This window comes from Photobacterium sp. GB-1, assembly GCF_003026165.1.
Taxonomy (GTDB): domain Bacteria; phylum Pseudomonadota; class Gammaproteobacteria; order Enterobacterales; family Vibrionaceae; genus Photobacterium.
The window spans coordinates 80,439-99,621 of the sequence record NZ_PYOB01000012.1; the positions used below are offsets into that span (position 1 = coordinate 80,439).

The 19,183-nt window shown below is 36.1% G+C and carries 17 protein-coding genes and 1 pseudogene; 9 read left to right on the top strand and 9 right to left on the bottom strand.

The window, feature by feature from the left end:
* The first annotated feature begins 274 nt into the window (after positions 1–274).
* The gene (locus C9J45_RS13070) at positions 275–1,963 is read left to right on the top strand and encodes a GGDEF domain-containing protein (protein ID WP_107207915.1); all 1,689 of its coding nucleotides are present in this window, start codon (positions 275–277) and stop codon (positions 1,961–1,963) included.
* A gap of 51 nt (positions 1,964–2,014) precedes the next feature.
* Here the strand turns inward: C9J45_RS13070 and C9J45_RS13075 are convergent, their stop codons facing one another.
* Positions 2,015–2,524, bottom strand: coding sequence for a hypothetical protein (locus tag C9J45_RS13075; protein ID WP_107207916.1), 510 nt, complete (start codon positions 2,522–2,524; stop codon positions 2,015–2,017).
* A gap of 533 nt (positions 2,525–3,057) precedes the next feature.
* Between C9J45_RS13075 and C9J45_RS13080 the strand changes: the two genes are divergently transcribed.
* Entirely contained in the window at positions 3,058–3,966 is a 909-nt protein-coding gene (locus C9J45_RS13080) for an SPOR domain-containing protein (protein WP_107292631.1), read from the top strand.
* Positions 3,967–4,274: 308 nt separating this feature from the next.
* Complete coding sequence (locus C9J45_RS13085) at positions 4,275–5,270, top strand: D-alanine--D-alanine ligase (RefSeq protein ID WP_107292632.1); 996 nt, start codon at positions 4,275–4,277, stop codon at positions 5,268–5,270.
* 87 nt (positions 5,271–5,357) lie between these two features.
* Here C9J45_RS13085 and C9J45_RS13090 read toward each other — a convergent pair whose 3' ends face one another.
* Positions 5,358–6,326, bottom strand: coding sequence for a tyrosine-type recombinase/integrase (locus tag C9J45_RS13090; protein WP_107291015.1), 969 nt, complete (start codon positions 6,324–6,326; stop codon positions 5,358–5,360).
* Between the two features lie 212 nt (positions 6,327–6,538).
* Between C9J45_RS13090 and C9J45_RS13095 the strand changes: the two genes are divergently transcribed.
* Positions 6,539–6,898, top strand: coding sequence for a DUF3319 domain-containing protein (locus tag C9J45_RS13095; protein ID WP_107207923.1), 360 nt, complete (start codon positions 6,539–6,541; stop codon positions 6,896–6,898).
* A gap of 68 nt (positions 6,899–6,966) precedes the next feature.
* Here C9J45_RS13095 and C9J45_RS13100 read toward each other — a convergent pair whose 3' ends face one another.
* Positions 6,967–7,479: a RimK/LysX family protein gene (locus C9J45_RS13100; RefSeq protein WP_107207925.1), complete on the bottom strand. Its 513-nt coding sequence runs from the start codon at positions 7,477–7,479 to the stop codon at positions 6,967–6,969.
* An 85-nt stretch (positions 7,480–7,564) separates the two neighbouring features.
* Positions 7,565–8,191 carry an HAD family phosphatase gene (locus tag C9J45_RS13105; protein WP_107247425.1) on the bottom strand — a complete coding sequence of 209 codons (627 nt, stop codon included), beginning with the start codon at positions 8,189–8,191 and terminating at the stop codon, positions 7,565–7,567.
* A gap of 121 nt (positions 8,192–8,312) precedes the next feature.
* On the opposite strand from C9J45_RS13105, the gene yciH reads away from it, so the two are divergent.
* Positions 8,313–8,636 carry a stress response translation initiation inhibitor YciH gene (yciH, locus tag C9J45_RS13110; protein ID WP_107207928.1) on the top strand — a complete coding sequence of 108 codons (324 nt, stop codon included), beginning with the start codon at positions 8,313–8,315 and terminating at the stop codon, positions 8,634–8,636.
* Between the two features lie 122 nt (positions 8,637–8,758).
* Here the strand turns inward: yciH and C9J45_RS13115 are convergent, their stop codons facing one another.
* Positions 8,759–10,072 (bottom strand): hypothetical protein, encoded by a 1,314-nt coding sequence (locus tag C9J45_RS13115; protein WP_107292633.1) that lies wholly within the window; start codon positions 10,070–10,072, stop codon positions 8,759–8,761.
* Positions 10,073–10,304: 232 nt separating this feature from the next.
* On the opposite strand from C9J45_RS13115, the gene dtpA reads away from it, so the two are divergent.
* The gene (dtpA, locus tag C9J45_RS13120; protein WP_107207931.1) at positions 10,305–11,756 is read left to right on the top strand and encodes a dipeptide/tripeptide permease DtpA; all 1,452 of its coding nucleotides are present in this window, start codon (positions 10,305–10,307) and stop codon (positions 11,754–11,756) included.
* Between the two features lie 4 nt (positions 11,757–11,760).
* Here the strand turns inward: dtpA and C9J45_RS13125 are convergent, their stop codons facing one another.
* The 4 genes and pseudogenes from C9J45_RS13125 to C9J45_RS13140 all read right to left on the bottom strand — a co-directional run.
* Positions 11,761–12,702 carry a patatin family protein gene (locus tag C9J45_RS13125; RefSeq protein ID WP_107260931.1) on the bottom strand — a complete coding sequence of 314 codons (942 nt, stop codon included), beginning with the start codon at positions 12,700–12,702 and terminating at the stop codon, positions 11,761–11,763.
* Between the two features lie 62 nt (positions 12,703–12,764).
* Complete coding sequence (gene cfa, locus C9J45_RS13130) at positions 12,765–13,907, bottom strand: cyclopropane fatty acyl phospholipid synthase (protein ID WP_107207934.1); 1,143 nt, start codon at positions 13,905–13,907, stop codon at positions 12,765–12,767.
* A 468-nt stretch (positions 13,908–14,375) separates the two neighbouring features.
* Positions 14,376–15,266, bottom strand: coding sequence for a fructose bisphosphate aldolase (locus tag C9J45_RS13135; RefSeq protein ID WP_107247421.1), 891 nt, complete (start codon positions 15,264–15,266; stop codon positions 14,376–14,378).
* Positions 15,267–15,412: 146 nt separating this feature from the next.
* Positions 15,413–15,940: pseudogene (locus C9J45_RS13140) on the bottom strand (FAD-binding domain-containing protein); the annotation flags it as partial.
* Positions 15,941–16,251: 311 nt separating this feature from the next.
* Here C9J45_RS13140 and C9J45_RS13145 point away from each other — a divergent pair.
* From C9J45_RS13145 to wecB, 3 genes are all read left to right on the top strand, one after another.
* Positions 16,252–16,557, top strand: a complete 306-nt coding sequence (locus C9J45_RS13145) for a DUF6482 family protein (protein ID WP_107247462.1) — start codon at positions 16,252–16,254, stop codon at positions 16,555–16,557.
* Between the two features lie 381 nt (positions 16,558–16,938).
* Positions 16,939–17,760, top strand: coding sequence for a C40 family peptidase (locus tag C9J45_RS13150; RefSeq protein WP_107292634.1), 822 nt, complete (start codon positions 16,939–16,941; stop codon positions 17,758–17,760).
* A 354-nt stretch (positions 17,761–18,114) separates the two neighbouring features.
* Entirely contained in the window at positions 18,115–19,182 is a 1,068-nt protein-coding gene (wecB, locus tag C9J45_RS13155; protein WP_107292635.1) for a non-hydrolyzing UDP-N-acetylglucosamine 2-epimerase, read from the top strand.
* Position 19,183 lies beyond the last annotated feature (1 nt).

The window sequence follows — 19,183 nt, forward strand, 5'->3', positions numbered from 1 at the left end:
AAGCTAGTTATAGGATAAACCTGAATCAGATAAGATGGAAAACCTAGCCAAAGAGCTGTGATCTGAACGTAATAAATTCATAAAGAGATAAAGCTAAGAGGATCATTAATATCGATACTTGACTAGATAATTACACAATTCATTCAATTAACATTATTTTTTATCAATAAGTTATCTAATTGTTTTTATATAGATTTTGTTACAGTTTCTTTTTGGAGTATTTTTAACTGTTGAATTATTATTCATTAATATAGAACAAGAAAGAATAATAAATATGCTATCTAAATTTACATTCCACTATCAGCCCAGATATATCAACGGCGAAATCTCATCTTATGAAGCGCTATTATGTGCTGCCGAACAATCGATTAATATTCAAAACTATGTCAATGCTGTAGAAGATACTGTGAATTTTGATCTCATGGTTATTCGTCAGGTACTTGAGCAACGTGGAGTTAATCACTGTGCGTCAAAGATAAGAATTGCGATTAATATTTCAATTAACAGTTTGATTAACTTTGAGTTTATTAAACAATGTAAAGAAATCTTCGCTGTTGAGAAAAATGTTATATTAGAATTAACGAACCATGATAAGTGTCATGATTTTCGTCAAATTCAAGCGGCAATTGCTGAATTAAAAGCCGTTGGTGTGAATTTTGCGCTGGATGATTACGGCAAAGGCTATATCAATAGTGAGATGTTGATTCATCTTGATGTCGATTACATTAAATTAGATAGAAAATTAATTGAGAATATAGATCAAAGCTATGTCGCCTATTCGTTAGTAAGAACAACTTATGAAAAAATAGCTAAAGTTCTAGGTAAAAGAATTATTGTTGAAGGAATAGAAACCTTTGAACAGTTGAATTTGCTAAAGCAGTTTGGAGAGATGGAATACCAAGGTTTCTATTTTTCCAAACCGTTACATGTAGATAAATTGCAACCTACAAAGTCCTTGTCAGTTAATGAAAAAGGGCAAAAGTCTTTATGTTTAGCACTTGATCAGGCGATTTATGAACTTAATCGTTCTAAAAGCCCACTAGAAGCCAGAGCGGCGATAGAAAAGTTAACTCAAATTGATCACTATAATATTATCGGTGTGAGTCCCAATAGTTTTGATGTTTATGCAGAGCAACAAAGGATCAACGAGAATTATAAACAGATCTTAGAAAACTGTAATAGTGCACCATCTTTACTGATGTCATCACTGATTAGTACCTGTGATGCATTTGTCATTATTCGTGATAATAACGGTAATGCGATTTATAACAATCAAAAGCATATTGATTACCTTAATATGGATTTAGTTGATGTACCTGTTGATGAGGTATGCAGAATATTTCCTGATTACCGTACTTGCTTAGCGCTAGATCAAGAATTACTTAATGGTAATAGTTGTTTCATTACATCAAATGAAACCGTAGAAACAGACAATGGTAGTCAGTTTTTTCAGACTTATCGCCAAAAGTTAACCCACTTTGGCCAAGACTTTGTGATTTGTAGTGTCTATGAAGATAACGGTAATATCTCGATTGATAATTTAACGGGTTGCTTTCAAAAAGATTACTTAGAATCAAGCTATGTTAAACATAGCCAACAATTAGTGTTTATTGATCTAGATGGTTTTAAACCTATTAATGACTCGTACGGACATAGTAAAGGCGATGAGGTTCTACGTGATTTTGCTTACACTTTGAAAACTATGTTACGTGCGAATGATGTCATGATTCGTTTTGGCGGCGATGAATTTATATTACTGTTCGATAGTCTATACGTTGATGTTGTAAGTAAAAGAATGGAAAAAATACGTACTAGTATTGAAGAGTATTTTTCAGCTCAAGAACTATATCTGAGCTTTTCATATGGTATTAGCACCTTAGATGATGGTGTTAAAGCTGCACTCAACATTGCAGATCAGAATATGTATGAACAGAAACATATTCGAAAGTTGGCTAAGCAGTAATAAAAAAGAGATCGCTATGATCTCTTGTTATCATCAATAAAATGTCATTGCTTAAACTTGATAACGTGTTTTATCACCAATATCAAAATGTAAAGGCATACGCCACTTACTAAATGCAGCTACGCCTAATAAGATTGCGCCAAGCATTGCACACGCAATAACGCCGGCGGGAACATTAAAGATAAAACAGAACCAAAAGCCAGCTAATACAATAGGGGTAAGCAGCAATGCTTTAATTTGAAAACAAAAGTATTCTTTGACGGAGAGTGCGCTAAACACAAATAAAGCAGCACCTAATGCTAACGGTTGCCATAAACCAGCAATTAGCCAAATAGCAGCAAATAAACCAGCCCCTTGAATTAACCAACGGAAGCGTTTGTCATAAATGTGGACGGTTGTTGAAGCTAATAAAGCGACAATAATTAAGAATGGCGTTGCTGGTATCGTTTCGTAGCCAATAATAGCCATGATAAGTGCAGCAATCGTTAGTGCAGAACGGTAAAGCACAACAGTGAGCTTATCTAATACATCAAGTTCACATTTAATATGGGGATCAGCCATATCTACTCCAAAATAAAACACAATACAAAATAATAACGTCAGTTTACTGAATGAAGATGCTGACTTAAATAACTATTTAGTCAATATAGCTTTTCATTGACCTGCTTTAAAAAAATACCTTTCATGAGAAAAAATATCGATGCTTAAAATGAATATATACGTTTTGACTCAGGTATATCTGACGGTATGAGTTCTACTGAAACCGATGTTGAATTACGCTTAAATCTGAAGAACTTATTTGATATTGAGTACTTTGGCGGTGGTGGAAAAACAAATACAAATGTAGTTGGTGATCGAGAGTAAAGGCTAGGCATCAATGCAACATTATAATCAACTGAACCGTATTAATTCTTTTTATCGCTAACATTTCGCTCTGTATAATGCAGGGGGCTTTTTTCCTTTTTAGCGTGACCTTTAAAACAATTACTTAATAAAGAATCTATTAATAGAAGGTTACTGTTGATTGGTGAATAAAGGCACGGCAGAATATCATTAATGTAGTTGCTACACTTTCGTTAGGTCTGAATCCAATCATGAAAAAAATATTTACTATCAGTATGCTAGCTGCACTTACTGGCTGTATGTCTACACCGCAAACTCAAGCACCGGTTGAAACAATTAATCAATCTAATGCAGAACAAACAATAAAACCTATCGATACCGTAGCGGAAGTCGATCCAAGTGTTGTGTCTGAACCTTTATATTTATCCAGTGAATCTGTCGCCATTAGTGAAAAACAACTCGCAACAGAAACAACACCTGCTGTTGTACCAACAACAACTGAAACCCCAAATACGCAGACGACAGCAATAGAGCCTGAGCAAAATATAGCACAAACGGATAATTCAGAGGCTCAAGAATCTAATGATATGGTTGATATCGTGGGTGAAGACCATCAAGTATCAGCCCAACGTGTTGCTGAAAACACTCAGAACAAAAATGTAGTCGAGGCAACACCACAAGCAGCAGCGAATGTAGCGACAGCAGCAACAACGGCTGAACAAGCGGCAGAGATGGCGGTTGAAAGCACACCAGAACCTGAAGCTGTGAATGAACAAGCGACAGAAGCCACGCCAAATACACAGCCAATCGATGAAACACAAAACGCAGTTAGCAAAGAGGCTGTGACAGAAGAAGCGGCAGTAGGGGAGAAAACCACAGCCGTTAAAGGGTTCAGTATTCAACTGTTAGCCATGCGTGAAACAAATGAATTTAAACCTTATTTAAGTCAGTTACCAGCGGATCAACCCGCATGGCTCAATGATAAGATGATCAATGGTAGTAGTGTCTATACCTTGTTATATGGTCATTACAAGGATTATGAAACTGCAAAAGCAGCACTGGCAGCTATGCCTCAAAAAGTGGTTCAATCTGGCGCATTTGTTCGTAACCTCGCAGATATTGAAGCAACACAATATCCAACATTACAACGTATTCGTTAAGCATTTCACATAACAGATTATATTGATGAAAAGTCATTTATTACGGTAAATGACTTTTTTATTGCCGTAAGTCCAGTAGATACATGTAAGCACGGTGTTAGAAGCGTTGATTTACTAAGCAAGTAACGAGTCAAATTTAAAATAAATCACGATTCGCGATAGCAGAGGGTGCACAGTATCGATTTTTTTGATTACTATGTTATTCACACAGACTTTGACGATTTTGCATTGGTTCTATTTGTATCAAAGTTATTAATTATTTTCACGTTAGCGACATCTAAAGCTAGCGGCGTTTACAAGGGATGATGATGAGCTCTATCCATGTTTTATTATTATGCGGCGGCGGTAGTGCTGAGCATGAAGTTTCTCTCGTATCAGCAAACTTTATTGAAGAGCAACTAAAAACGATCAGCGGTGTTACTTATACTCGAGTAGAGATGACTAAAAATGACGGCTGGTTAGACGCTGAAAATCGTTCTTGTGAGTTAAATTTAGACAAAACATTGATTGTTGGCGATCAAGAAATAGTGATCGATTATGTCATTCCTTGTGTTCATGGTTTCCCAGGTGAAACGGGCGATCTGCAATCTTTACTGACAATCGCTGGTCTACCTTTCTTAGGGTGTGGAGCAGAAGCAAGCACAAATTGCTTTAATAAGATCACAACTAAACTGTGGTTTGATGCACTAAACATCCCTAACACGCCTTATATTTTCCTAAGTGAAAACAACCAAGAAGCACATCAAGAAGCGCTTGAAGCATTTAAAAAGTGGGGCAAGGTCTTTGTTAAAGCGGCTTGTCAGGGATCTTCAGTTGGTTGTTACTGTGTAACGACTGAACAAGAACTAACAGATGCTGTTAACAATGCGTTTGGTTACTCTGATCAAGTACTTATTGAAAAAGCGATTCGTCCACGTGAACTGGAAATTGCTGCTTACCAATACGGTGACGAGCTAGTGATCACCAAGCCGGGTGAAGTATCTTGCCCAACTGATAAATTCTACAGCTACGAAGAAAAATACAGCGCTGATAGTGTATCAACCACCATGGTTGAAGCAGAGAACTTAACGCAAGAGCAGATTGAAGCGATCCGCACTTATGCTCGTAAAGCGTTTGTACAAATGAAGCTAAAAGATCTTTCTCGTATTGATTTCTTCCTAAGTGAAGACAACGAAATCCTACTGAATGAAATCAATACCTTCCCAGGAATGACGCCAATTTCTATGTTCCCGAAAATGCTAGAGCATCACGGACATAAATTTGCTGAGTTCATCGAACAAGCAATTAAGAGCGCAGCGAAGTAATCATTGCCACGTTTAGCTAAATATAAAATAAAGCCCGTATAGATGTTTATGAACAAGTTTACGGGCTTTTTGCTGGTGGATGTGAAGTTATTTATCGCTGTTTTTCTTAGCGAATTTTTTTAATTCATTATCACGTTTCCCACGTTGGCCAATATATTGTGCGGGCATAGCAGGGCTTCGCCAACGTCCCTGATGCTGAATTTGACTAATAGATAGACCAGAATCGGCTAAATCTTGGCTTGCACCAACACGGGGTGATTGTCCTGAGAAAATGACATCAGCAGGTAAATCCAACTCTTGGCTTGCACGACGGAAAACACGGTAAATTGATGAGTGATCCAGTGGTTTATCGCCAATGTTACTGTGTCTATCAATACGTCTAAATACAAAGCTGTCCATAATCATGCCGAGTGTTAACCAGCGTTGAACCGCTTTAGAGGCTAAATCGCTAAGGGCAATAATCCTATCGTTTACAGTGATATTGATTAAGCCCGAATCTTCTATTTCAATATGATTTATTGTCAGTGCTGCGACTTCTGAACGTTTTAACATTGCCTCAAAGGTAATAGCCCAAATGGCCATATCGCGGACATCTTTGGGTTTTGTTGATAGGGCAAAGATATCAAGTAATGCCTGTAAATGATTATCTCTAAAGCCTTGTGCATGGGTGTAGTCATCATGTTTATCTAACCGCTGCTTATGCATTGCGAGCTTAATTTCTTGGCTTTGACATGGATTAGCTAGGGCATGACATTTATGAATAAGTCCTATAGTGACAATGTAACGTTTTAGGCTGGCTAATTTACGTGACTCTGCCATTTTTTCGATAAAACGATGCACTGTTTCGGCTGTTGCAGGTAATGCTGATACCTTATTGTTTTCACAGAACATTAAAAAGTGGTTCCAGTCATTTTTAAACGCCACCAAGGTATTTTTAGCGTAACTATGGTGGGTAAGTGATTGCCAAATAGCAATGTTATCTGCCACTTGTTTAAACTGAGTAATACTTTTGGCACGTTTTACATCACAATCAATAATTGGAATTTTTTTCGCCATTACTTAACACCTAGCGCACTATAACTTTATATCTAGAGTAAATTATAACACTATATATTGAACAAAGTATGCAAACTTTAAATAAACCGCTTTAGTAGCATTAAAATACTAGTCATCAATAAAACATCATGCTTAAATTACAGAGCATTTATTAACAAATGGTAACCTTGTTATCATGATGTTGGACTTAAAGTAAGACAAGGATCAACAGTATGAAAAAACGGATTTTTCACCGTGGATATACTATTGAAAATACAACGGGCGTTACCAATGAATGGAAATCAGCAATTAAAGGTAACCCTATCAGCGGCACACTGACTGAAATTAAAAAAAGTGTTGATTGGTGGTTGGACATGAGTACATTCATTCATCCTCAGAAGTTCTCATCTCAATCCTCAAAGCCCGTTTCCCAAGGTTCATCTGAGAACTATCGTGGTTTTATCATACGTAATGATACGGGTAAGCCTAACGAATGGTATTTGCTTTTAAGAGGGCAGTTATTAAAGGGTAATGCGACATCCATTAAGCAATACCTTGATAAAGTCATTGAGAAACAATCTAAAGCGCAATAAACGACAAAGCCTGCTAATTCAGCAGGCTTTGTTTTAATCGTTATGACTTACTCTTTGTTTTTTATTATCTAATCGTCAGCATCTTCTTTTGTAACATCAACAAGGTAATCACCTTCTAGCCAGTTACGTCCAATTAAGAGTTTGTATTCTAATTTACTACGATCACGTAAGTTAACAGGAATTGCTTTGTTCTGACCGTTCCAAATCAGATCCATGACAACGGCATAACGACGCTCGACACCTTGCGCATTACGAATTTTACTTACTTTAATAATTTTAGCGGTGTGCGTGACTTCTTGACCAAGCTCATTCTCAGTTGTGAAAGTAATCTTGCGTCCTAAATTATTATGCATACCTTGCTTACTGTCGTCGTTCTCAGTTTTTCCGTCGATTTTGATATTGTAAGCATTGATAGATGTTGTGTTAGCTCCTGTATCTATACGGGCTTTATAATTAATACCAAGATCTTTTACTTTGATCGTTTCAACGGGGCCCACAATGGATTTTCCATCACATTGTGGTGTAGCAAAAGTTGTTCCTGAGGCAAGCAAAAGCACCGCAGAGATAAAAATGTTTTTCACACATACTCCTGAAACAAATAATATATCTATTTACTGATAATAGACTGGATACACCATTATTGGTTCAAGTGATTGTTAAAATTCATTAAAAAGCTTGGATTTCAGGGCTAAACATTGCAAGTACTTCTTCTATTTCTCTTATACAGTCTTGCGTTGGTGTAAAATGCACCGTATTAAACCCGAGTGATTTAGCTGTTTCGATATTAGGATAATGATCATCAATAAAGAGACATTCATGGGGATTAAGATGATAACGTTGACACAAAAGATGAAAGATTTCAGGCTCTGGCTTCATAGTTAGCTCTTTTCCTGAAACAACACCACCGTCAAAAAATGAAATAAAATGATGCTTTTCGTACAAGGTTTCAAAAAAAGCACTACACATATTGGTTAGGTAGTAGGTAGGGTAGTTTTTATCTAGAATTCTAAAAAATAATGCCTCAGTTTCTGGTATTTTTTCCAAACTTAATTGTATATGGTTAATGAAATCTTCCATCCGTTGGCATGAAATTCCTGTCCTTGCTGAAAATTTAGGTATTTCCTCTGCTAGTAGCATGGTCCCACGATCAAGCGCTAACCAATCAGGATGGGCGAGTACTTGTTTCATTAGGATATTTTGCTCATCTATAGATTGAGTAAAAGTATCTACTATTTTCTGTGGATCCCACTCAAATAACACTGCACCAAAATCAAATATAACATTCCGAATCATAAGCTGTTCCGTTTAGTGTTCTTTTCTTGATAATATTAGCTTAAAGCGAATTAGCAAGATTCATATGTGAACTTGAAAGCTTATTCACAATAACCACGTAAACAATGAGACTAATTGCACAATGAATGATAACAGTCGTTTAGTTTTCTCAACCGAAACTGGTCGAATTAAAGAAGAAACTGTAGCACCCGTTCGCCCAAAAGGTGATGGTATTGTCCGTATTCAGCGTGAAACTAAAGGTCGTAAAGGCAAGGGAGTTTCTATTGTCACGGGCTTAGATGTTGAGGACACCCAACTAAAGTTAATTGCTGCCGAATTGAAGAAAGTATGTGGCTGTGGTGGTTCAGTAAAAGATGGAAAAATTGAAATTCAAGGCGATAAGCGTGATGTAATTAAAGCGCACCTTGAGAAAAAAGGTCACACAGTAAAATTAGCTGGCGGTTAAGTCAGCAATATAGAAAGAGGCCATTAAGCGGCCTCTTTTGCTTTGAAATGAGTTATATTTTTAACGCTCTGAATTTTAATTGAAAAGGCTACAAAGCAGCCTGTTGTAGTGAGTACATCATGTCACTCTGGGCAGCCTGCATCAATCATTGCTTGAATATGTGTACCGTAGAACGAATCGTCTCCGACCCAACCCGCAGGATCGGGAGAAATAGCTGTGCCAGGCATGGTTTGATTAGCTGCACTTCTTAGCACTGTGTTGCAATAATCAAAGGAGATACCACCTATCTCATGGCAACTCGCACATGCACCATCGCCAAGTTCAGCAAAGGCAGGGGGATTTGTCCAGCCTTGTGCAGAGATCGGCTGATAGCGAACATTAGGATCAATGTCGTAATCATCAGAAATATCAATTGGCGTGTCGGGGTGAATTAAGAAAACGTTCTTACCTCTATGGCAGTTAGTACAGTTTTCAGCGAGGTTATCACCATTTTGAATATCCGAAATTTTAAACGTTAAATCTTCACCACCTGTAATTCTTCCGCCTGTTTCTTTACTGATATTATCCCAAAAACACGCTTTACCTGTGGTTTTACTTTGGCAAATGATGCCAAGAAATTGTATATATTCACTTCCTGAAGCCCCTAAACTCCAGCGAGGTAGTGCCATACAGGTTCCTGCAACACTAGGATCTTCATAGGCATAAACTTCAGTTCTTCGGCTAGCAAGAAAATCAGTGGTTGCTGTACCTTGGTGTACCCATAAATCAGAGCCCCAATCGGGTGGAATAGGGACATTATTTTCACGGCAAGTCGCAGCATAATCGTCAGTCGTTTCTGGTGGGATAAATATAATATGCGTTAACCAAGAGCGTTGATTTAGAAACTCAAATAGCCAACTGTAATCACCTAAGCGTGAAATAGGGAACAGATGATGTGTCTGTTTACGGAACAAGCGAAAAGAAGAAAGGTATTTATCTTGTGTCTCTTTATCTGCACTGCTTAACATCGCATCAATCATGCTGTTGGAAAATAAGACCTTATCGACCTCATTTTTTTCGTCGAGGTCTTCAAATGCCTTATAGGCTTCGTTAAATGTATTTTGCTGTTCCTCTGTCAAAATAGGTAACACATCATCAACTAATGCGTCTTGCATAGATAAAACCTGATCTTTATCTAGCGTTAACTCATTACCTACCGCGTCATACAACTTATCGTAATAACCGCTTGAGATATCACTGATCAAAAATTTAGGCTCAGGATCATCAGTAGGTTCAGTTTCGTTCTCTGGTGTGCTGGGAAGTTGTTCATCAAGGGGAGGGAGCTCAGCCGTTGGTGTATCAACTTCAGTTGTATTTGTTGTGTCATCAGAGCTTCCTCCTCCACATCCTGTGTAGGCTAAAGAAGCTAATAACACAAAAAGTATCGTGTACTTCATCAATCATTCCTGTACTTATTGTGCTTAGAATCAATTACAGAAAGGATAGTGAGCAATAAATAATCACAAATCGCATAATTAAGAATTGAGGTATAGAAGCAAGAATGTTCTATAGTGAAGGTGTCATATATAAATAAAATTTAAAATAATGCCGCAACATAAAAAGCGCTTACTAAGTAAAATACTATGTTGGAACGGTTACTGAAAATGCATAAAAATAAAGAGAATAGACATGTCAGAACTTAATGTTTTTAAACAACCCAAGCCGTTTTATCTCATTTTTTCCATCGAGTTTTGGGAACGTTTTGGTTTTTATGGCATGCAAGCCATCCTTACCGTTTACTTGGTCGATGTGCTTGCCATGTCAGAAGCCGAGTCATTTACCTTATTTGGCGCATTTTCAGCATTGGTGTTTGGCTCTATTGCTATTGGTGGCTGGGTTGGTGATAAAATTATAGGTACAAAACGCACCATCGTATTGGGTGCAATTGTGCTTATGTTAGGGTATGCACTACTGGGTATTTCAGCGTCAGGCGAATTTAATAGCAAGGAACTGATTTATATTGCGATGGGGTTTATTACTATTGGTAATGGCCTATTTAAAGCGAATCCATCCAGCTTATTAGCTAAAGTTTATGAAAAAAATGATCCACGATTAGATGGTGCTTTCACCATGTATTATATGGCGATTAACCTCGGCTCATTTATCTCTACATTACTTACCCCATGGATATCTGAGCATCTAGGTTATGGAATCGCATTTGGTGTAAGCTCAATTGGTCTATTGATCACCATCGCTAATTTTCTTGTTAGCCGTCGATTAGTAAAGAACATTGGTTCTCAACCAGACAAAGAGCCAGTTAATTACGGTAAGTATTTTATCGTTGTTATAGGAACTATTTTATTAGCGTTTGTGAGTGCATTTTTGTTGCAACATATCTTTTATGCTCACCTGATCCTTGCCGTTGTGGGTGTCACCATTGTTACCTTATATTTCAAAGAAGCATTACAAACGACAGGATTAGAGCGCGCAAAGATGATGGTTGCGTTTGTACTCATGCTACAAGGAATCGTCTTCTTTGTTCTGTATTTTCAAATGCCAACGTCGTTAAATTTTTTCGCTATACACAACATTCACCATAAGATATTTGGTATCGAAGTACAGCCAGAGCAATTTCAAGCACTCAGTCCATTTTGGATCATGATCTGTAGCCCTATACTCGCCATGGTATATAACAAAACGCGCGAAAACTTTTCCATGCCCTATAAGTTTGCTTTAGGTATGGTGTTATGTAGCTGTGCATTTCTTATATTAACCTTAGGCAGCCATTATGCAGATGCTAACGGTATAATGAGCTCAAATTGGTTAATACTTAGCTACTTATTGCAATCTCTTGGTGAGCTATTAGTTTCAGGATTAGGGCTTGCGATGATAGCCCAATTAGTGCCACAACGGATGATGGGATTTGCCATGGGGATGTGGTTTTTAACATCAGCAACTGCAGCGGTTATTGCAGGGTGGGTGGCAACATTAACAGCCGCACCTAAAGGGGTAACCGATCCACATACAACGCTAGAAATTTATGGTGTAGTGTTTAAAGAAATCGGCGTTATCACGGGTATTATTGCCATAATCACATTGATGATGGCACCTAAACTCACTCGTGTTATACAAGGTAAATAACCCGTTACGCGATTTTACAACATGTACACTGGCAATAAGACATCATCGTCTTAAGGAAATATATTCCCAAATGTTTACCATGTTCATAATCGTGATTTAATGAAGTTATATCACTACCAATAAGTTTAGATTTCAAAGACTTATGCGGGAAGATTTCATAAATATTAACATCATCAGGAGGGTTGGCAATAAAGTGTTCACTCTCGCTATAGCTTTTCTCGTGTAATAACAGCATATCAATTAATGTTGCTGCTTTAGTTTTTGATAAGCCTGCTTTTACTTTATGTAACCATTCATGATTCGCGCTAAGGCCAATAGGGTTAGTGCGAATAACAACAATGTTTTTAAAACCACGGTTATAGGCTTCTTTAGCTGGAATTGGAGCATTAAGGCCACCATCAACCCAATAATGATTATCAGAATAAATAGGTTGACGGTTTAATACAGGAATAGCACAAGAGGCTTTTAAGCGTTGATCCCATGAGTCAGAATTTAAATCAAAAAATCCTGCTTGATGGTGATCAATACCTGAAGCACTAGCAAGTACCGTTTTATTTTGCATATTACGGCGACCCGTTTCCCAGTCTAACTTTAATGTGGTTTGGGTTTGTTCTAATAACCAATCCAAATCCATACCACCTCGATTTGAAAACAGTTTGGAATAGCTAAAAAACTTCTTCTTGGTGGTGATTTCTGTGATCACACGATAAGCATGTTTTTTTTGTTCACAGATATATGAGGCAAGATTTAATGAACCAGCAGAAGTACCAATTAATAACGAAAATGGATTAAACTCATGCTCAAGAAACGCATCTAAAACACCTGCAGTAAAAATACCTCGTTGGCCTCCGCCTTCAGTAACAAGTGCGATATCTGAAATATTTTTTTTGGTAGCACAAAGAGCTTCAAAATTATTACGACAATATGAGATATGTTTTCCAGTCATGGTTAAATCCATTTTAGTTAAATAATACCGATAATTTTAACCTAAAAATTATCGGTAATTGTTTACGCAGCACGAACATGTAATGGTAATTCACAACCATTTTTTGTTAGTGAAAATTGTAATAGGTTTAAATCACGACTTCTAAATGCACCAGCACAACTTAATAAGTAATAACGCCACATACGATAGAAACGGTCGTTATATTGATCAGATATTTTATGCCAGTTACGTTCAAAGTTTTCACACCATGCCATTAATGTCTGATCATAATCAGGACCAAAGTTATGAATATCTTCAATATTCATTTTTCCTTCAAGCGCACTGCTTAATTGTGTAATAGATGGAACAACACCATTAGGAAAAATATATTTATTAATCCACGGGTCAGTTTGATTCACTGATACTGGGCTACCAATAGTATGTAAAAGGAAAATACCATTATCTTTTAAAAAACGATTAGCGCAATTAAAAAACTCGGTATAATTTTCAGGACCTACGTGTTCAATCATGCCTATAGAAACAATGCGATCATATTGTTGAACTGGCTGATACTCACGATAATCTTCTAAAATAATTCTTACAGGTAGCCCTTTATTATCTGCAATATTTTGACCTAGTTTCATTTGCTCTTGGGATAACGTTAAGCCATCACAAATAACACCATATTTTTCAGCAGCATAGTTCATAAAACTAGACCAACCACAACCAATGTCTAACAAGCGCATACCTGGTTTCAAATCCAGTTTTCGACAAATTAATTCCATTTTATTTTCTTGAGCTTCGTTTAGATTCTTTGCTCCTTTCCAATATGCGCAAGTATAAGCCATACGATCATCTAACATATTAGTATATAAATCGTTACCAATATCATAATGGAAAGGAACATCTTCTTTTACACGAGATACAGATTGATGATTGATGAGATTTTTTAGTTTAGATACGCCAATTTTAGCTGCTATTTTAAACTTATCTGTGCTTGAAAGTTTTTCTTCAATATTTGAACGTAATAATTTGCTTATTAGAATATCAATTCTTTGGCAATCCCATAGGTGATCCATATACCCTTCACCAAAGGCAATAGTTCCTTGAGATAAAATATTATCGAAAAGCTTATCGTCGTTAACGATAATATCCCACGGACGGTCACCATTAATTTTAATGTCAGCTTGATTTAAAAGATTAGAAAAAAGTTCTTTATTAGGCATAACAGACCCTGATTATTATTGATAATATACAATGATTTTTAATAATGTATGTGATTTATTTTTTAATTCTCAGGAATAGTATCAAACATATATTTTTATAAAATTCAAAATAGATGAAAGTGATATTAAGATTTACTAAAAATAATAAAGTATTAAACCGACATACATTTAAATACGAATTGTTCTTAAGTTAGAAGTATTATATCGTGGATGTTTTTTTCTGTATTTAGAGTTAAAGACACAAAAAAACTAAATACAGACATGGGGCGTGAATAATTTTACTGTGATGTTGGGGAGTTAAAATTAAAAAACAACGGGTAAGGAAATCAGAATCTATTTTTTACAAAGTAGAAATAGAAAGTGATTAAGAAGGATCAAAAAAAAGGCGATCAAACATGTTGATCGCCGTGGCAGTAATTAATTCCAACATAACTTAACCATGAGCAGCTAAGTTATTTACTTACAAACTTAGGTGCGGGAAGCTTGATAAATAGGTTCGATTGTTTCTGCCAAAGCAGCATCAAACTCAGATTGAGGCTGATCTGCATATAAATCATCGGTAAGTACACGAGAGAAACTTGCAATAATACCGTTGTTTTCAGATAACTTTTCACACGCTTTCATAAGTGGAAAACCACCTGATAAAGCAACCACTCTAATTACATTAGGGTGTGAGATCGTATCAGCGTATAAATTAGGTTGCTCTGGAAGTGTGAGTTTTAGCATAACGTAATGGCTAGGGTGTAAATTATCTAATTGAGACATTAACTCACGATTTAAGATAATTTCAGCCTGCGCTTTTTCTGGGCTATCAATACTCACTTCAGGCTCAATAATAGGCACTAAACCAGCATTGATAATTTGTTGAGCAAATAGAATTTGCTGTGCAACAACATCTCTAATACCTTGTTCATTGGCTTCCCAAATCACAGAGCGCATTTTAGTGCCAAATACATCTTTCGCTTTTGCTTTAGCTAAGAGTTGATCTAGCTCAGGCATTGGTTTCATTAATTGCACGCCATTAGCTTTATCTTCTAAGCCTTTATCGACTTTTAAAAAAGGAACAACACCTTTTTCTTCCCATAAATATTGTGAAGTTGGTTTACCTTCAATTTCACGGTCTAGCGTATTTTCAAATAAAATAGCACCGATGATGCGATCACTAGTGAAGACTGGGCTTGTAATAATACGAGAGCGCATGGCATGAACAAGATCATACATTTGTTCGTCATTATTGTAGTCTGATTCATTAATGCCATAAGCTTTCAATGCTTTAGGTGTACTGCCGCCACTTTGGTCAAGTGCTGCAATGAAACCATCTTGAGTACGCATTTTTTCTAGTTGTTTTGAAAATGTCATCATAATTCCCCCTGGGGCTACTTGTGATTCAATGCCACATGCTTCAGCGTTTCTACAGATTTATTATCTTTCTAACTTGTTACAAACTATAACGAATAATTTTATTGCTGAATTGATAATGTTTGACAATAAAAAGCTAAAAACAGTCATTTAGTGTTTTTAGTTCTCACATGCCGATTAAGAATGGCATTTACCTCTGATTTAACATCTTTACGAGCTTTCCATCCCCACAAACGTTCTCTCGCATTTTTGGCACTGCGTTCGAGATCAATAATAGGATAGAGATAACAGCTGTTGTTATCTAATTGGTACATCACAACTTCTAGCTCAGTAAGAGTCCAAGGCTCAAATAATAAAGGAACAGGGATATTTGCTAATTCAGGTATCCATTTATGGATAAACTCACCATCAGGATCATGTTCTTTAGCTTGCTTAGTCGGATTATAAAGACGAATAGTGTTAATACTTGTAACTCCAGCTTGCACTTGGAATTGGCTGTAATGAATAGCGGGGTAGAAATATAAAAACAATTGGGCAAGGTGAGTGACATCGTCATGCCATTCAATATTTAAGTGGTGGGTAAGAAAGTTAACAAGCATTGAACGCATTCTGAAATTGATATAGCCGGTGTGATACAAACATCGCCTGCAAGCACCTATAAGAGGGATCCCAGATTACCGTGAAAGATAAAGACTTGGCTATTTACACAGCAAACTGATGGTTCATATCTTCCAATGATTGGCCGATAAATCGCAATAAGCCACACACATTTACTTTTTTCATCAATCTAGAGTACTTGTATGATTAAAACAATGTATACCCAAGCGACTTTAATATGCCTGATTCAGAGCTAAGGTCGTCTCGCTGAACACTGCATCTTGAGGTTGCTTGGGTATATAACATTACGAAGTAAATAATCTTTTTTCTTACTTGGTACGTAACAGTCATTACACTTAATGTTTGAAACAAAGAGAAGAGACACATGATGACGATGCCACTAAGTAAACTAGAAAAATTCTTTTACATTGATAAATTGGTTGTTCATTCGTTAGATTTATCATTGTATCAAGTATCAGTGGTTATAGATGAACAAGAGCATTACATTACTAATGAAAAAGGTGATTACATCAAAGCGATTTCTATATTAGAAATACAAAAAATATGCAGGAAATTAAAAGTAAAAACCTGGGTACTTAGACAACAAAGTGCTTACGATGAAATGATAGGTATGCCAAATGGCAAACAAGATAATACGTTAGAAGTTCCATTAAGCAATAATAAACTTTATTAAATTACTGAGTATAATAAATGAGGTGCTTTTCTTGTCATTTTAATCGCTATCAATAAATGACAACAAAACGATAATCAATATATTTAAATATAAACAGAGCCATTCATAAGGTGAATGATTGTGTGATAAATAGCTGCATATTTCTGTAAATAAAATCGAATTATTGCTAAATAATCAATGTAGACTATTCATAGTGATGACTAATAGCTTATTTTTCAAAAATAAAAAGTTAGTAATATCTAATATCTGTTTTTATAACTGTCTATTCTCTATAGAATCAAAGTCATAATACTAACTATCGAAAAAAGCAATATCTTGCTTATTAAGTTGCAATAATAAGCGATTATATTAGTAGACGATAAAAACATAGCAGCATCACTCATGTCTTCATATCGCCTTAAAAACGTATTAAAAGCTAAATTAAGAAAGACGTTATTATTGTCCTTAATAGCTTTACCGATAACAGCATTCGCACATACGCATTCTGAACATCATGTTGAACTTGATAAAAAACATCATTCAAATATTCATCATCATGTAGTTACTCACCATTACAGTCATAATATTGAACATAAACATAGCAAAACACCAAAACATAGTGAGAAGCATGAAACGCATCATGCACATTCAACACACCACAGCACAAATCATCATGTAGTGCATAAATCGCATTACTCACACCATGATAGTCACTCAAGGTACCATGATAGTCACTCAAGGCATCATGTTAGTGCTAGGAGGCATAGAATTCCTGTCGATTACTACACCTTGAAAGGGCATTACGTACATCACAGATCATTTTGGTCTGATGTCAGGAATTTGAGGCTGTCTCAAAAATGGCGTTCTAAGATCTGGCATGCTTATTCACATTGGGCGCATACGCCATACCTTTATGGTGGTAACTCACATCATGGTATTGATTGCTCAGCATTTGTTCGTCGAGTGTTTAATGAGGTCTATCATGTACATTTACCAAGAACTACATTACAGCAAGTAAAATTAGGTTATAAAGTTAGAAAAGAAAACCTTCACTATGGTGATTTAGTCTTCTTTAAAACCAGTGGCTGGCATCACCATGTTGGAATCTACTTAGATCACGGACGTTTTGTGAATGCAACAAGTTCACGCGGTGTGGCTATATCCAATATTAATCATCCCTATTGGCGTAAACGTCTATGGCAAATACGTCGATTAGTTGATTAGACGATTAATGAAATAAAGTAAACTAAGTGCTGCTGATATAGTGGCACTTTTTTTATATGTATATGAATAAAAAATTGAAATAAAGATTTGAAATTATTCATTTAGAAACTATAAATATACTAATAATTTATAAAGTTTATCTCGTGTTATTTTAGAAGTCCGATTAAATCAACTCATTTTTTAACTGATACCTATAGTAAAGTTATATGAATTTTATATTAAGATTTTATTACATTTAATTAAAGGTTTACGGTTTATACAAGTTAAAGAAAGTAAATGTAATTATTTCAATTAGTAAACACTGTTTTTACATGGATAGAATATTACGCTTTATTTTATTAATGGGTGAGTATTATGGATAAAAAAACATTACTTATTACAGGGACAAGACCTGAAATAATAAAAATGGCTCCGGTGTATACTGAATTTAAAAACCAAGATAAAGATATTGAATGGTGTCACACTGGTCAACATGATTCTCTTGCAGAGCAAACATTTGAAGTCTTTGATATTAAACCTGATTATATATTTCAACGTCCAACTGGTACTACATTAGTTGATCTTTTATCTGGCTTAATGACAAATATTCAACCGTTGCTGCAAAAAAATAGCTACGATTGCGTTTTGGTTCATGGTGATACCAGCTCAACTCTTGCTGGGGCTTTGGCAGCGTATTACACAAAAGTACCTTGTATTGGACACGTTGAAGCAGGGCTTCGATCTGGCAGCTTACAACATCCATTTCCGGAAGAATCTAATAGAACATTAGTCGCTCGTATTGCGAATTTACATTTTTCCCCTACTGAAATTGCACAAAAAGCATTATTAGCAGAGGGGATTAATATAGATACAACCGTTGTAACGGGCAACACTATAATTGATGCACAAAAGTTATTAATAAATAAAGGGTTAGTGATCCCTACGGTGAGCAATACAGTATTAGTTACGACTCATCGTCGTGAAAATTGGCAATCCATTCCCACAATCAGCCAAGCAATTAAACATCTCTCCTCAATTAAGCCCGAATTAGATTTTGTCTTTGTCGTGCATCCCAACCCAACAGTAAAGCAAGCTGTATTAGATAACTTAAGTGGCATTGAAAATATTACCATTGTTGAGCCGTTAGATTACCTAGCGCTTCAGCAACTATTAGCTTCTGCTGTTTTAATTATGACCGATTCTGGTGGTATTCAAGAAGAGGCACCGACTTATGGCACGCCTGTTGTGATTTTACGAGAAACGACAGAGCGACCAGAAGCAATACATTTAGGTTTATCAAAACTTGCAGGAGCAAAAGATTATAAATCTATTGTAGATGCGGCCTTAACATTATTATCTATTGGTAAATCAGACGCTTGCTTTAATCCATATGGTAAAGGAAATGCATCCAAAATCATTCTCCAACGAGTGCAAGAGTTCTAAT